This window comes from Dryocola mayonis (assembly GCF_051307045.1).
Taxonomy (GTDB): Bacteria; Pseudomonadota; Gammaproteobacteria; order Enterobacterales; family Enterobacteriaceae; genus Dryocola.
Genome location: NZ_CP150452.1, coordinates 1095405 through 1109626, shown reverse-complemented (window position 1 = coordinate 1109626; position 14222 = coordinate 1095405). Strand labels below are relative to the sequence as shown.

The following is a 14222-nucleotide window of genomic DNA, read 5'->3' as shown; positions in this document are numbered from 1 at the left end:
CGGCGGGTGGCGCTACGCTTACCCGCCTTCCAGGAATCTGTTTGAGCCAGAAGATTTCCAGCCCGGATAAGCGGCTGCGCCAGCCAACATTCGGGAAGCCGCATTTTCCCCTCTTTCTTTTCTTACTCAGCAGGCGCACAATCCCCGGCGTTTCACCCCCAATCGCCTGAAGGTTTATGCATGCAAAAAGCCCGTCCCGATACCCGCCATTATGAACATCTGCTGCGCGCCGATACTCCGCTTATCGACGTGCGCGCGCCGGTTGAGTTTGCCCAGGGGGCCATGCCCGCGGCGCTGAACCTTCCCTTAATGACGGACGACGAGCGGGCCGCCGTGGGCACCTGTTACAAGCAGCGCGGCCAGCAGGCGGCCATTGAGCTGGGCCACAGCCTGGTGAATGGCGAGGTTCGCGACGCCCGCCTGCAACGGTGGCTGGAGCAATGCAGGCTGCAACCCGAAGGCTATCTGTGCTGCGCCCGGGGCGGCATGCGTTCCCATATCGTTCAGCAGTGGCTGCGCGAAGCCGGGGTTGATTATCCGCTGGTGGAAGGCGGCTATAAGGCGCTGCGCCAGTTTGCGTTACAGGCCATTGACGCCCGCGCGCAGTGGCCGATGGTTATGGTCAGCGGCAACACCGGCTGCGGCAAGACGATACTTATCCGCTCCCTGCCGACGGGCGTCGATCTCGAAGGCCTGGCGCGCCACCGCGGCTCCTCTTTCGGCCGCACTGTTGTCGAGCAGCCTTCCCAGGCAAGCTTTGAGAATCATTTAGCCGCCACGCTGCTGAAAAAAAGCGCGGACGCGCCGGTGACCTGGGTTATTGAAGACGAAGGCCGCATGATTGGCTCGCGCCACATCCCGGAATCCCTGCGGGAAAACATGGCGCGCGCGCCGATTGTGGTGGTTGAAGATCCGTTCGAGGTGCGTCTGGAACGCCTGAAAACGGAATATTTCCAGCAGATGAGCGAGGCGTTTTTGGCCGTCAGCGATGAAGAGACCGCATGGAAAAATTACGCGGAATATCTGCACCACGGCCTGTTCGCCATCCGTCGCCGCTTAGGGATGGAGCGTTTTCAGCAGTTCACCCTGGTGCTGGATAAGGCGCTGGCGTTTCAGTGCAATACCGGCTCCAGCGACGGGCATCTGGCGTGGCTGGCGCCGCTGCTTGAGGAGTATTACGACCCGATGTATCGCTACCAGCTGGGCAAAAAAGCGGGGCAGATCGTGTTTCGCGGGGATTACGGCCAGGTTGAATCCTGGCTGCGCAGCAGCAGCTACGTCAGCCAGGCAAAATAGTTTCTCAGTGCCGGTCGCGTTTATCCGCGCGACGGGCCAGATAATCCCCCGCCATTTGCACCACCTGCACCAGCACGATCAGCGCGATAACGGTCACCACCATCACCTGCGTTTCGTAGCGGTAGTAGCCGTAGCGAATCGCGAGGTCGCCCACGCCACCGCCGCCCACAATCCCGGCCATCGCCGAATAGCCAATCAGGCTTACCAGCGTAATGGTCAGGCCGCGCAGCAGGCCCGCGCTGGCTTCCGGCAGCAGCACCGTGCAGATAATTCGCATCGGGCTTGCGCCAAAGGCCTGCGCCGCCTCGATAATCCCGCGATCCACCTCACGCAGCGCACCGTCGACCAGGCGAGCGTAAAAGGCGATTGCCGCTACGGAAAGCGGAACCGACGCCGCAATCGGGCCAATCGTATTGCCGAGCAGAAACTGCGTCAGCGGCAACAGCAGCACCAGCAGGATCACGAAGGGCACCGAGCGAATAATATTCACCACCACCGAGCTGAACACGTTTACAAAACGGTTTTGCCAGAACAGGTTCCTGTCGGTCACAAAAATCAGAAAGCCGAGCGGCAAACCGCCGACGATAGCCAGCACCGTTGAGATGCCGAGCATCTGGAAGGTTTCATTAAAAGCGAGCAGCAGGTCCGCGACTAAATCATCCATTGATCACCTCCACCCGGGCCGTACGGGCGCGAATATGTTCCACGGCGGCATCCACCGCGGCCGGGTTATGCGGAGCGGTTAGCTGAACCACCAGAATGCCCAGCGCCTTTTCGCCGATGTATTCAATTTTGCCGTGCAGGATATTTACCGCCACGCCAAATTTTACCGCCACGTCGGACAGCACCGGCTGTTCGGCGGAGTCGCCAATGAACAGGATCTTCAGCAACGAGCCGTGCAGATGCTGCTGCAGGCGCGCCGGCAGCGTGAGGTTCAGCGTGTGGGAAACCAGCTGGCGCGTGAAGGCGTGCTGCGGATGGGCGAAGATATCGAACACCTCGCCTGCTTCCACCACTTTGCCGCCGGACATGACCGCCACCCGGTCGCAGATGGATTTAATCACGTTCATCTCATGGGTGATCAGCACGATGGTGATGCCCAGCTGCTGGTTAATCTGTTTGAGCAGCGCAAGGATGGTGGCCGACGTTTCCAGATCCAGCGCCGAGGTGGGCTCGTCGCACAGCAGCACGTCAGGATGGTTGGCGATGGCGCGCGCAATGCCCACCCGCTGTTTCTGCCCGCCGCTGAGCTGTACCGGATAGCGGCCGGCTTTGTCTTCCAGCCCGACCAGGCTCAGGATCTCCGCGACGCGCGGCGCTATTTTGCCGCGCTCCCAGCCTGCGGCCTTCAGGCTGAACGCCACGTTCTGGCTTACGGTGCGGGTGTGCATTAAGTTGAAGTGCTGGAAAATCATGCCGATGCGCTGACGGGCTTTGCGAAGCTGCCCGCCCTCAAGCGCGGTGATTTCCGTGCCGGCAATTTTGACGCTGCCCTGGCTTGGGCGCTGCAGGGCGTTGAGCGTGCGCAGCAGCGTGCTTTTCCCCGCGCCGCTGGTGCCGACGATGCCAAAAATTTCGCCGGACGCAATATGCAGGCTGACGTCATCCACCGCCCGGCTGGTCTGGCCGCGGCCCGCGGGGAAATCCACACAGACCTTATCTAAATCAATCATGAAAACCTCAGAGTCGATGCGATGGGCAGGCATCCCGCCTGCCCGGCTAATGCAGCACTACTGTTTAGCGGCCTGCGTCATCCAGTCTGGTTTCTGGAAGGCGCTGAAAATGTTTTTCGGATCGTCAATCACGGCTTTATAGGCGGGTGATTTCACCGCTTCCACAATGTCCTTCGCAAAAGGTTTATCGGCGTCTTCGGTGCGCACGGCGATGATATTTTTGAGGTTTTCGTCGAGATGTTCCTGCTTGAGCGCAGAATTCAAGTCCAGCCCGGCGGCGATGGCAAAGTTGCCGTTAACCAGGGCGGCGGCAGCGCTGTCCAGCGTGCGCGGCAGCTGCGCGGCTTCCAGCGGTTTAAACACCAGGCCTTTCGGGTTGCTGGCGATATCGCGCTCCGAGGCTTTCGTCGGATCGATATTGTCCTTAATAGCGATCAGCTGCATGGACTGCAGAAACCGCAGGCCGCGCGCCAGATTCGTGGGGTCGTTGGAGAGCGTAACGATATCGCCCTTTTTCAGCTCGTCGATGTTTTTGACTTTATGGGAATAGAGGCCCATGCCGGCGGTGGGCACGGTCAGCAGCTTTGTCAGCTTCAGGTCTTTATCGGCGGTGAATTTGTTGAAATAGAGGCTGTGCTGGAACAGGTTGGCGTCGATGCTGCCGTTGGCGAGCGCCATGTTCGGCTGCACGTAGTCGCTGAATTCGCGTACCACCACCTTATAGCCTTTGTCTTTCAGGGCCGGCGCGATGGCCTGCTTAACCATATCGCCATAAGGACCGGGCGCTACGCCGAAAGTGATGGTCTTTGAGTCGGCGGCATGCGCCAGGTTTAGACCGCTTGCCAGAAGCAGCGCCGCGCTTGCGATACGAAGGCCGTGACGGATTCCCATATATTCTCCCTGAGATAAATGTGTGCTGTTTTGCGGCGGGCCGATCGGTGCCGGACCGCTCCATAAGTCGCTGAAACGAAAACCGAGCGATTAAGATGGCACAAACTGCCGCAGGGAGTAATTGCGAAAAAGGAATAAGGAAAGCTGAAATGGGTATAAGTGGGGGGCTGAGCGTTTTCCTTTTAGGGCTGTGGCTGGTGGGAGGGGTTGGAGGGAAACAGAAATTGTGGAGGATTCGATTGATATGCAATTCACAAGGGATGTTTAGTTTGTATTGGCTTAAATGAAATCTGGAAAATTTCCTATATTAGCCTCAGTTAAATTTAACATTTTGCTTTGCAATAGGAGTGTAAGTTTTAAAATCTGTCGAGGACTAATTAATAAAAGATGTTATGTGGTCAATGTTTGTTATGGTATGACTAAGATGCGTAACGTATTTTTGAGTAGTAGCACCTCTGTAAAAAACAACAAGGAAATGACTATGCACAATGAGCATGATGTATTTATTGACGCTATACACACTAAAAAAAACTGAGAATCCTGTTCTATTCAGAAGAAGATGGGCGTTACATCGAGAGAGTCTGTGCGCCTATGGATTATGCTGCTGGAAAAAAAATCAAAGATGGTATCCCCCGCTACTGGGTTTGGGATTTTGAGAGCGATAAAGCTAACCATACATTGCCATTAAGATCAGAACGTATTGAATATATGACTGATACGGGTGAACATTTCGAACCTGCATCCTTTGTTTCATGGAGTCCAAAATGGGTAATCGATAGGGAATGGGGACAATATAGCTAATTTTTCACTTTTGTCTTGAAGCCGCTAAAAAGCGGCTTCATTTTTTTAATTTCTCAGGTGGGGTTTATGATAAAAGATTATTTACTGATAATAATGGAAGATTCCTCATTATCTAAGGTTGTATTTGAAAATTTCTCACTCAAACTATTACCTCGGTGATAGTTAGTGTTCTTGTATATTAGCAATCAACACGATTAATCCAGGAACCTCTGGCACGTCAGTTATCCACTTCTCGCTCATTTCTATCCTAAGTTACTATTTTTCAGGCGATGTTATACCTGAAAGGGCCGTAACCAGCCCCCAGTGCAGTATGCAGGCAATTGGTGTAAAAGATCAGCCTAGAGTATTAAATAGAAATAAATCACCAACCACTCCTGCTGATAGTACCTGAGGGAATTAAGTTTGCTTGCGATCACCACCTAGGAATATTCTGATCCCCATTCTGCCTGTTGCCCTAAAAATGCGCTACGATAGCCGGGTATACCTTTTTCAAGGACAGGGAGAGAAAGAATGGCATATCTTACCGTCAGGGGCGTCAAAAGCTATGCCGCCGACCGTGACGTCAGTTTTGATCTCAGCAGTAAAGTTACACTTATTTACGGCCAGAACGGCTCAGGTAAGTCGACCGTGTCAGGCTATTTTTACGACCGTCACGCAGACCAATACCGGCATTGCACATTTAGCAGTTCGGGAGTAGATCATTTCCTCGTGTTTAATCAGGAATACATCGACAGCCGTTTCGGTAAAACTGACTCGCAGCCGGGTATTTTTACGCTCAGCGAGAAAAATCAAGGGCTACAAGACGTCATAACGAAGAATCAGAAGCAGAGTGCAAAAATTGCTACAGAACTAGAAGGAATTACAGCTGGCATTAGTAAAAGACAGCAAATGCTGGAAACCGTCAAGGATGACTGTGCCAGAAAGATGTTTGCCCGTACGGTAAATGACCGTAACAGGCTTGGGGGGTTTCTTGAGCGTGCAAAGCAGACAAGAAGCTTTTATGAGCGCATGCTGTCAACGCCTGTGTCGGAGTTACAGACCACCACAGAGACTCTGGAAGAAAAGTGGCATTTGCTCAGTAAAAGTGAAGGTACTCAAGTTGATGAACTGATCATGGTGTCGATTTCCGGGCCTGGAGCCAATGTCACAGAGCTGATGTGCACCCCCATAGTACCGGCAAATAGCACGCAGTTTTCCGCTACTATCGCCCATCTAGGTAATGCCGACTGGGTTCATAAAGGCTCCGGATATATTGAGGGCAGCATCTGCCCATTCTGTCAGCAAGTGTTTGATTCGGAGCATTTCGCAACAGAAATAGGCAAAATGTTTGATGCATCGTATCAAGATGTCCTGAAAACACTCTCCGCTTCGCAGGAGCAACTGGCGCAAGATTACAAGAGGCTTGAAGACTTTGAACGCCGCGTCCTTGTCCATGCCTTCGCTGGCCATAACAGCAGTCTTCATGCTTTGACAGAATCTTTGAAAAAGAGCGTGGAGCTACAACTCCAACAAGTGCTTAATAAAGTTAAAGAACCCTCACAGATAATTTTACTGGAAAACAAGCAGGACATTTATGCGCAGCTGTCTGATGAGGTTAATGCTCTTAACGCCCGCGTGGCGGAAAATAACCGCCTGGCAGTAAACTTTCGGGAGGAAAAACGGCGTCTGGCTGCGGAGGTGCACGGCCATCTGCGAGCGCGTTGCGAAGAGTACCTTGCAGAACAAGACGCTCAGCATAAGGAAATCCGTGCTCACCTTGTGCAGCTGACAGAGCAGCATGACATCCTGTTTGCTCAGAAACGCGCTCTTGACGCAGAGTCGTCCATGCTTACTGGCCAGCTTTCAGAGATCCAGCCAACCATCGACGTCATCAACGCCAACCTTAAACTTCTCGGCATTACCGGCTTTGAGATTTTCTGCCACGACAGTGAACTCAAGCGGTATCGACTGCGGCGCGGCAGTGAACCGCGAGAGGAGGCGGTATTTCGCTCCCTGAGTGAGGGCGAAAAAACCATCATTGCCTTCCTTTACTTTCTTGAGTCCTGCACCGGCAGCGTCACGCCAGAGGCCATTCCGACAGACAAAAAACTCATCGTTATTGATGATCCGATCTCCAGCCTGTCACATAATTACATTTATGAAGTCGCTGCGCTCATCAAACGAAAAATCATTACTCCAGCGATAGCAAAACACGTGGTGATTCTGACGCATAATATGTTCTTCTTTCAGGAAATTATTCTCAATAGCGGCCGTCTGCAGGACAACCGGTCTGCTCCAACAAACTGGTCGCTTATGCGCATCGTTAAAGGCGAGCATAGCGATTGCGTTGCGCTGTCCATGCATGAAATGCTCAACGATTACCAGGCACTATGGCAGACACTAAAGGACGTAAGGGACAGCAAAACCCAGCCGATCGTGCTTTTCAACACTATGCGCAATATTCTTGAATACTACTTTAGCTTCGCCTGCAAGCAAGAGAAGCTCAGGGCTGCGCTGGAAATGCTGGCAGCACAGCATTCAGACGCTGGAGAATATGACTCGTTTTATCGCGCCATCAACCGGCATTCCCATTCAGACGGAAGAAATATTCTTCAAACCGGCATCGTGGATAAAGAGCGCTACTTCGATATGTTTAGAAAAATCTTTAAACAAACTGAGGACGAGGAGCATTACGCGGCGATGATGGGAGAAGAAATGCAGCAGGAGCAATAAAGGCGCCAAGAAAAAATGTCATCACCTGCGGGCACCATTCACTTAACGGGTCGGAAGCGAGCGCATGTGTTTACGCACATGCTCTACGCGACCGAAGCGAAAACGAACGTACCGTATAACGGGCACAATTTTCGGCTTCATGCTGGGCCTTCCTTTTACAATCCGGCTACTGCCGAAAGTCCCTGTAACGATTTACAGGCGGTAAAAAGCTTAGGGAGGAACGCCCGAGGTGATGACTGGGCTGATTATACCATCACGAGGTAGGGGAGCAATGCTAAATCCTTACAGAAAATAGATTTAACAAATGCAAAAAATGTTAAGCTCTGCTTTATACTGCAAGAACGTTTACTAATCCTTTAGGCAAACGTTTACCAACCCTCCGTTGAAAAATTTCAGGTAACTTAGGTTATTACGAATTGACGCTAGCCTTTTTCAATATCTGCATCTCCCTCTTAGTCGGTTGGAGAGTCCATGCTACCGCAATTCAATGCCAGCTGCGGATAAAATTAGATTCCCCCACTACTTTTCTTCTTGTGTGCACATAATTGTCTGATAAAATCTGGATGTAAAAATAAACAATTTAAAGATGGGATAAAAGCATGACAATGATTGATTTATATAGACGGAATGTTGAGCGTAAAAGAGATGAAATCGCGCGCTTGATTGCCCAGAAGGCTAAAGAGTATGTAAAAATAACAAACTTAAATAATAAAATTCAATCTGCAACAAAACAAATGAACTCATCGAAATCCTTAACAACGATTAGCAACAGGCAAAAGGAAATATATAGGCATCAAGTAGATATATCTAAAGTTGAAAAGAGAATTTCAGAATTTGAATCCAAGATAGCCAAAAAGAATAAAGAATTACAAGCTGACCAAAGAAAAATGGATGATGAGGAAATTAAAGAATACAAAAAACGCCAACAGCTTCAAGATAAATTTCAGCGTAAGCAAACTAAGGTACTAAGCACTGTCAATAAAAAGTTATCGGAGCACTCTAATATGATAAAAAATTTAAGTGAATTACCTAAAGAAATAACGGTGTTGTTTCTTGCTTCAAATCCACAAGATCAAGGACAATTAAGATTAGATGAAGAAGTTCGTTCTATAAAAGAAATGATTACAAAATCACGTCATCGTGATGCAGTAAAATTGGAATCATGCTGGGCAGTTAGACCTGGTGACATTCTACAGCATATGAATGAATATATGCCAACAATTGTACATTTTAGTGGACACGGAAGTTTCAATGATGAATTAGTCCTTATGGATAACAACGCCAATACTAAGTTAGTCTCGCTTGAGTCTATTGTTCAGGCAATGAGTGTTGCAAATGACAACTTAAGATTAGTGTTTTTCAATACATGTCACTCAAAAAAACAAGCTAATAAAATGGTTGAACACATCGAATTTGCCATTGGAATGAGTGACTCAATTACAGATGAGGCTGCGAGGATCTTTTCCGCACAATTTTATTCATCTTTAACTTTTGGCCTTTCTGTTGAAAGATCGTTTAATCAAGCGAAAGCAGCTTTAATGCTAGAAGATATCCCAGAACAGGATACACCAACTCTTTTCATGAAATCTGGTTGTGATGCAGCTAATACATACATTATTGCACAGTTAGATTAATCAATGCTCTTAATAAATATTTAATTTGCTCAACATGATTCATTTTTCGGCATGTAGAGCAAATTAAACTCAATAAAAAAATCCTAATGTCCGCTCCTCGCTGGTAGCAAATCGTCAACCCATCCATGCTCACAACAAAATACTGCCGCCTAACTTCTAATCAAACTTACCTTTCTTCTCCCTCAAGGAAAAGGTGCTTTAAAAGGCACAGGTAAATCAATGCCGCCTCCCCTTGCCACCACTTCGCCCTCTATCACCTTCCACCCGTCCAATACCGGAGCCAACCACGGCGCTTTCAAATCTTCGGCCAGTACAAAAAAACATCTCATACAGCATCAGCATTATCGTCAGCGCCGCGCGGTATCCGTACAGGGTTTTGGAATCTGTTGCGACAGGGCTGCGAGGCATAATTTCAAGAAAGAGAATACAGGAAATTAAATTCTATAACCGGGAGCTTATTCATTGATCCATTAATAAATCCCCCAAGTAATGGAACCTGTATTTCCTTTTACTTAGCACCTCAAATAACCAGCATGGTTCAATAAACTTAACATTAGGAACTTTCATGCTAAAAAGTGGTGTTATCACTGCCATTCTGAATAGTATGATAAAAAACCCTTAACAGCATAAAGCCAATGAATTTATGGCGTATTCCGGTCACTTAATTTATCAAAATAATGCAAGACGGCACGGCATGTCACGTGGGATGGCGACGCCGGGTATTTATTACTGGTTTTATCAAAAAGTCCGTAATCGTGGTCCGTGGGACTACAAACAATTTAATCCGCTCTTTGCGGCCTTCGGCAACTTCAATTTTGTTGCGGCCGGCATTCCCCCGGAAATTCTTTTGCAGGGGGCCGGTTTTGCACAATCGCGGGCTGGTACGTCTAAAGATATTTGGGGCAAGTGGTATGAAAAACCGCCTTACGGCGATGACCCTACGGATCAGCGCAATATCAGAGAAGGAATTGAGTATGCCATTCAGAACGGCTATTAAATGGCTGCATGGCCTGACGACGCTCACGCTGCTGATTATTGTGGCCGGGTTTCTGTACCTGAACAGCAGCCGGACAGAAAGTCCGGACTTTTTAAAACGCGCCTCTCCGGTGAGCGAAAATACCTGGCTTTATATGACAGAGCAGAACAGCGGCGGGGCAACCGTATCGCTCATTTACCGTTATTATCTTTCGCCTGAATTAAAAGGTTCTGACGCTGATATAGCTATGAAGCTGAGTACTCAGCAGCCGCTCATCGTCGGGACAGGTACAATTACCGACATCAGGATTGATGAAAACAACATAATTAATGTGGGTTATAGCGGTAAAGTATTTTCAATTACCGACAGGGCAACACAAGTGGTCTTTCAGATGCCAACAAAGTAGAAAAATAACAAGCCCCCTTCCCTGCCAGAGGGAAAAGGGGCCTTTTAAACTCAACGCGGGATCAGTGAACCCCTGCCACCGGCTCACCCTCAATCATCTTTAGCCCGCCGGATGTCCGGACAAACCTCGGCGCTTTTAAGTCTTCGGCCAGCACAAAAATCATTTCGTACAGCATGCCGATCATTTGCTCTCTCTGTTCCGGCAGATCCTGATTGTTCAGCAGCGCTATCGTCAGCGCCACGCAGTATTGGCGCAGGGTTTCGGAATCTGTTGCAGGCGAGGTGCGGTAGTCGCTGGTTTCGCTGTCTTTTAGCGTCAGCTGCTCAATGAGATGCGCCGGCAGCGGCGCTTTCAGCACGCTTTTTAATACCTCCAGCCCTGCAAGCAGGCGGCCGCACAGCGCCATGCATTCGGTCAGATTATCGTTTTCAATCAAACCATCCGCGTACTGCCGGCAGATATCCAGCGCCTGGAAGAGATCCATCGCTGCGCCCTGCGGTTTTTTTAGCAGGGTTGCGATGCTGTCCGCAAATGCGGGTTGCCCGGGGGTGATTTCGTGGTGAGTCTGTGTGTTACCATCGGCGTTAGCCATAGCTGTTACCCTCTTAACGGTTGTGGTTAGCCCTCGTCTGGTGTTGCTGCACCTTTCGGGGGCGTTTTTTTCAGGGGTTTGCTTACCTGATTGTTTATTAATTGCGCTAATACTACTGGGTAACCTGCCAGTACTACAGATGAAAATTCAGGTGGATGTGCAGAATTCGAGGCGGATCGCAGGCTTGATGAAAAGCTTTGGGGAATTGCAGTTCAGGGCAGATCAGTTTGTGCTACCTGCCCCTTTTCGATTGGAAATTATTGCGCTGGTGAACCCGTTTCCTTTCGCCCGCAACGCTTTTTTTATCAGAGGGTAAATACCGTCCGGCAGCGGCTGTCATCCTCTGGCCAGGCCGCTTCCACTTCATGCAGCGGGCGTTGCCGGAACGGAATGGATAAATCGTTGTGCGCCGCCGCCTGCAGAAGTTCGCCGACAGAGGCTATCAGCCCGGCCTCGGAAACGCTGCCCAGCCCGCTTCCCATCAGCGTCAGCCCTGTCGAGCGCAACAGCTTGCCGTGCAGCGGAATTTCCTGGCCGCTGAGCGAACCAATCTGCACAAACCGCACGTTTTTCGCCGCGCCGGCCCACGGCCGCGTTCATGATTGCCAGCGCGCTCTGGCCCCAGAGATAATCCAGCACCACGTCAACGCCTTCAGCCATTAAGGCGGGTAATTCAGATGATAGGGCATCCAGCGTCAGGGTGACATCCGCTCCCTCGTGGCGCAGTTTTTCCAGCGCATCCCTGTTCCGGCCGGTGGCAATAATCTTACCGGCGCCAAGACAGCGCGCGATCCTGACGGCCAGCCCGCCCGATGTGCCGGTTGCACCGTTGATTAACACGGTTTCGCCTTGACGTAGCTGCGCCCGACGCGTTAACGCAGCCCAGGAGGACATGCCGGGATTGGCAATTGCCGCGGCGAGCACGGGATCGAGCGTTGCGGGTAAGGGCACGAAACCGTCGCGCGCCACCAGCGTTTTCTCCGCCATGCTGCCCCAGGGCATGTCAAACGTCAGGAAGTAGACCGGGTCGCCACTGGCGAGGTAGCCCGTACCGTCAATGCCGGGCACAAAGCGTTCGGCCGCCGTCGAGCTGTAATGCGTTCCCGCCGCGCGCGCTTTGACCAGCTGGCTTATCGCGGCGGCTTTAACGGTAATGACAACCTGCCGTTCACTGGCCTGAGGATCGGGAAACTCGCCGTATACCGGCATATCGCCGGCCTGATTAATCATCGCTGCCTTCATAGAGGGTCCACCTTTAGCTGACGGTTAATTATGTGTATAATGCACACATTATCCTTCACCTCAGACGGCGTCAATGAAAAGAGTGCAAAATACACATAACCGCGATAATTTTTCCGATCTGCACGATGCGCTACTCGCCCTTGTCGGGGCCTTTAACCGCCCGCAACGCGATGAATTAATGATTAAAGCGTCCACCATCCAGCTCGATCGCGCTTTGTTTCCGCTGTTGGTGCAAATCAGCCGCTTCGGGCCGATTGGCGTGGTCGAACTCGCAGACAGGGTGGGCCGCGATTACACGACGGTCAGCCGCCAGGTGGCGAAGCTGGAAGAGGCTGGCCTGGCAAAGCGGCAGAAAAACGCGAAGGATAAAAGGATCAACGAGGCCGCCATAACCCCGGCCGGCAAAGCGATGACCGATAAAATTGATGCGGCGCGGGAAAAAATCTATGAGAAGGTTTTTCTGCACTGGCGGGCGGAGGATCGCGTACAGCTGGAACGATTGCTCAGGCAGTTTGTTAACGACTTTACTTCGCCAGAGTGATGAAAAAAGAGGAATGAACCGCCATGCCTGACGCAGGCGGCTCCCGGGGCGGGTGAGCCTGCGCCCCCCGCCCGGCACGATTAGAAATCGTAACGCAGACGAACCAGGTTCATATCGCCCAGGTTGTCGCTGCTTGAGGTGAACACGTGTTCGTAGTCAACACGGAAACCGTAGTCCAGCTGGAAGCTCACGCCCACGCCGTTATCGATGCGCTGGTAGTCGCGACCGTTAGCGTATTCGATGCGATCGCCCATCACGTATGGCTGTACGGTTTTCAGCGCGTACTGGCCAACCGGCAGGGTGTAGCCCGCGAAGTATTCCACGCCCCAGGCATCGCCCGCGAAGTAGTTGTTCACGTCGACCTTTTTGGTGGTCATGAAGTTCTGATACCAGCCGCCGCCGACGCTGAACGTCCAGGCATCCGGCTTCCAGCTCAGCGCCGTACCGAGGATGTTCTGATCGTAGGTTTTGCTGTCGCCGTTGCCTGGGTTGCGCATGTCAGCACGGGTGTAGTTCCACGCCGCGCCCCAGGTCAGGTCATGGGTCAGGTGGTAATCCACGCCCAGCGAGCCGCCGCCATTGCGCTTGTAGCGCAGGCCGTTGCCCGGCAGGTATTCGCCGTCTTCAAACAGGTAAGAGGCGTAAACGTCGGCATCGCCAAAGCTGTTTTTGTATTTCAGCATCTTGCGTGAACGGTAGGTGCCGTCATAGTCGCCGTTAATACCGTTGCCCGACGCCTGGCCGACCATGTCGTAATCCCAGATATCGGTTTTCGCGCCCACCACGTCGTAATAAACGCTGTTTTGCTGGCCGAAGGTTAAGGTTCCCCAGGTTTTGCTTTTCAGCCCGGTATACAGCATACGGCGGGAAGTATCGTTCGCGCCTTCGGCATAATGGTTATCCCAGTCGAATACCGCCGGAATATTTACCCCCAGCTCGTAATAGCTTATCCAGCTAATATCATCAAACAGATAATAATCGGCCGCGAAACGCAAACGCGTCCCGCCGTCAAAGCCATTGCGTTTATAAGAAGTCTTATCGCCGTCACCGCTCATCATATTGAACTGCGGACGAATACTGCCGCCGAAGGTGAAATTCAGGCGGCTTAATGGATTACCCGCCTGGGGATCCTGTTTTAATAAGGTGATTTCTGCATTGGCCGCAAAAGAAGTCATCCCCAACAGCAGGCCTGCTCCCACAAGCCCTGGAAGCACGCGCATATTATTTTTCATGAATAAACCTTAGTCACCATTTTTATAAGCGGGGGGATATTACAGTTTATTTATTGCACCGGGCGAGGAATTTTTAATGATTCGTGCGGTTAAACGGGCGTGTATTCCTTAATAGGTATTATAAAAAATAAACAATAAGTCGCTAAATATGTTTTAGCGCAAAGAAAAGCGAAATATAACAAAGTTTATAACGCTATTTTCTGGCGGGATGCAAAGAGGGATTTCT

12 protein-coding genes and 1 pseudogene are annotated in these 14222 nt (G+C 51.0%); 7 read left to right on the top strand and 6 right to left on the bottom strand.

Annotation, left to right across the window (positions count from 1 at the left end; all coding sequences use genetic code 11):
• The first annotated feature begins 180 nt into the window (after nucleotides 1-180).
• On the top strand, nucleotides 181-1296 hold the full coding sequence (gene mnmH / locus WLO32_RS05370) for a tRNA 2-selenouridine(34) synthase MnmH (protein ID WP_435947467.1): 1116 nt from the start codon (nucleotides 181-183) through the stop codon (nucleotides 1294-1296).
• 4 nt (nucleotides 1297-1300) lie between these two features.
• Here the strand turns inward: mnmH and WLO32_RS05365 are convergent, their stop codons facing one another.
• From WLO32_RS05365 to WLO32_RS05355, 3 genes are read right to left on the bottom strand one after another with little or no spacing between them, the layout of a single operon-like run.
• The gene (locus WLO32_RS05365) at nucleotides 1301-1960 is read right to left on the bottom strand and encodes a methionine ABC transporter permease (protein WP_435947465.1); all 660 of its coding nucleotides are present in this window, start codon (nucleotides 1958-1960) and stop codon (nucleotides 1301-1303) included.
• Nucleotides 1953-2969, bottom strand: a complete 1017-nt coding sequence (gene sfbB / locus WLO32_RS05360; RefSeq protein ID WP_435947463.1) for a virulence-associated ABC transporter ATP-binding protein SfbB — start codon at nucleotides 2967-2969, stop codon at nucleotides 1953-1955. Before sfbB ends, WLO32_RS05365 begins: the two co-directional genes overlap by 8 nt.
• A 57-nt stretch (nucleotides 2970-3026) precedes the next feature.
• Nucleotides 3027-3860 (bottom strand): MetQ/NlpA family ABC transporter substrate-binding protein, encoded by an 834-nt coding sequence (locus WLO32_RS05355; RefSeq protein WP_435947462.1) that lies wholly within the window; start codon nucleotides 3858-3860, stop codon nucleotides 3027-3029.
• Nucleotides 3861-4451: 591 nt separating this feature from the next.
• On the opposite strand from WLO32_RS05355, the gene WLO32_RS05350 reads away from it, so the two are divergent.
• The 5 genes from WLO32_RS05350 to WLO32_RS05330 all read left to right on the top strand — a co-directional run bounded on the left by WLO32_RS05350 (nucleotide 4452) and on the right by WLO32_RS05330 (nucleotide 10389).
• Complete coding sequence (locus tag WLO32_RS05350) at nucleotides 4452-4661, top strand: hypothetical protein (RefSeq protein WP_435947461.1); 210 nt, start codon at nucleotides 4452-4454, stop codon at nucleotides 4659-4661.
• Nucleotides 4662-5171: 510 nt separating this feature from the next.
• The gene (locus WLO32_RS05345) at nucleotides 5172-7373 is read left to right on the top strand and encodes an AAA family ATPase (protein ID WP_435947459.1); all 2202 of its coding nucleotides are present in this window, start codon (nucleotides 5172-5174) and stop codon (nucleotides 7371-7373) included.
• A 599-nt stretch (nucleotides 7374-7972) separates the two neighbouring features.
• Nucleotides 7973-9007, top strand: coding sequence for a CHAT domain-containing protein (locus WLO32_RS05340; protein WP_435947458.1), 1035 nt, complete (start codon nucleotides 7973-7975; stop codon nucleotides 9005-9007).
• Nucleotides 9008-9701: 694 nt separating this feature from the next.
• Nucleotides 9702-10004, top strand: coding sequence for a polymorphic toxin type 44 domain-containing protein (locus tag WLO32_RS05335; protein ID WP_435947456.1), 303 nt, complete (start codon nucleotides 9702-9704; stop codon nucleotides 10002-10004).
• A complete protein-coding gene (locus tag WLO32_RS05330) occupies nucleotides 9982-10389 on the top strand; it encodes a hypothetical protein (protein WP_435947455.1) in 408 nt (135 codons plus the stop codon). The genes WLO32_RS05335 and WLO32_RS05330 overlap by 23 nt, the downstream gene beginning before the upstream one ends.
• Before the next feature lie 61 nt (nucleotides 10390-10450).
• On the opposite strand, the gene WLO32_RS05325 is transcribed toward WLO32_RS05330, so the two are convergent.
• Together WLO32_RS05325 and WLO32_RS05320 are read right to left on the bottom strand one after the other, a co-directional pair.
• Nucleotides 10451-10981, bottom strand: a complete 531-nt coding sequence (locus tag WLO32_RS05325; RefSeq protein WP_435947454.1) for a hypothetical protein — start codon at nucleotides 10979-10981, stop codon at nucleotides 10451-10453.
• Between the two features lie 305 nt (nucleotides 10982-11286).
• A pseudogene (locus WLO32_RS05320) lies at nucleotides 11287-12223 on the bottom strand (quinone oxidoreductase family protein).
• A 73-nt stretch (nucleotides 12224-12296) separates the two neighbouring features.
• Between WLO32_RS05320 and WLO32_RS05315 the strand changes: the two are divergent.
• Entirely contained in the window at nucleotides 12297-12764 is a 468-nt protein-coding gene (locus WLO32_RS05315; RefSeq protein ID WP_435947453.1) for a MarR family winged helix-turn-helix transcriptional regulator, read from the top strand.
• 80 nt (nucleotides 12765-12844) lie between these two features.
• Here the strand turns inward: WLO32_RS05315 and WLO32_RS05310 are convergent, their stop codons facing one another.
• Nucleotides 12845-13996, bottom strand: coding sequence for a porin (locus tag WLO32_RS05310; protein WP_435947452.1), 1152 nt, complete (start codon nucleotides 13994-13996; stop codon nucleotides 12845-12847).
• Nucleotides 13997-14222: the final 226 nt, after the last annotated feature.

Bases quoted from the DNA above. Each gene is read 5' to 3' on its own strand.
- mnmH (WP_435947467.1), top strand. From the start codon at position 181: ATGCAAAAAGCCCGTCCCGATACCCGCCATTATGAACATCTGCTGCGC.
- WLO32_RS05365 (WP_435947465.1), bottom strand. From the start codon at position 1,960: ATGGATGATTTAGTCGCGGACCTGCTGCTCGCTTTTAATGAAACCTTC.
- sfbB (WP_435947463.1), bottom strand. From the start codon at position 2,969: ATGATTGATTTAGATAAGGTCTGTGTGGATTTCCCCGCGGGCCGCGGC.
- WLO32_RS05355 (WP_435947462.1), bottom strand. From the start codon at position 3,860: ATGGGAATCCGTCACGGCCTTCGTATCGCAAGCGCGGCGCTGCTTCTG.
- WLO32_RS05350 (WP_435947461.1), top strand. From the start codon at position 4,452: ATGGATTATGCTGCTGGAAAAAAAATCAAAGATGGTATCCCCCGCTAC.
- WLO32_RS05345 (WP_435947459.1), top strand. From the start codon at position 5,172: ATGGCATATCTTACCGTCAGGGGCGTCAAAAGCTATGCCGCCGACCGT.
- WLO32_RS05340 (WP_435947458.1), top strand. From the start codon at position 7,973: ATGACAATGATTGATTTATATAGACGGAATGTTGAGCGTAAAAGAGAT.
- WLO32_RS05335 (WP_435947456.1), top strand. From the start codon at position 9,702: ATGTCACGTGGGATGGCGACGCCGGGTATTTATTACTGGTTTTATCAA.
- WLO32_RS05330 (WP_435947455.1), top strand. From the start codon at position 9,982: ATGCCATTCAGAACGGCTATTAAATGGCTGCATGGCCTGACGACGCTC.
- WLO32_RS05325 (WP_435947454.1), bottom strand. From the start codon at position 10,981: ATGGCTAACGCCGATGGTAACACACAGACTCACCACGAAATCACCCCC.
- WLO32_RS05315 (WP_435947453.1), top strand. From the start codon at position 12,297: ATGAAAAGAGTGCAAAATACACATAACCGCGATAATTTTTCCGATCTG.
- WLO32_RS05310 (WP_435947452.1), bottom strand. From the start codon at position 13,996: ATGAAAAATAATATGCGCGTGCTTCCAGGGCTTGTGGGAGCAGGCCTG.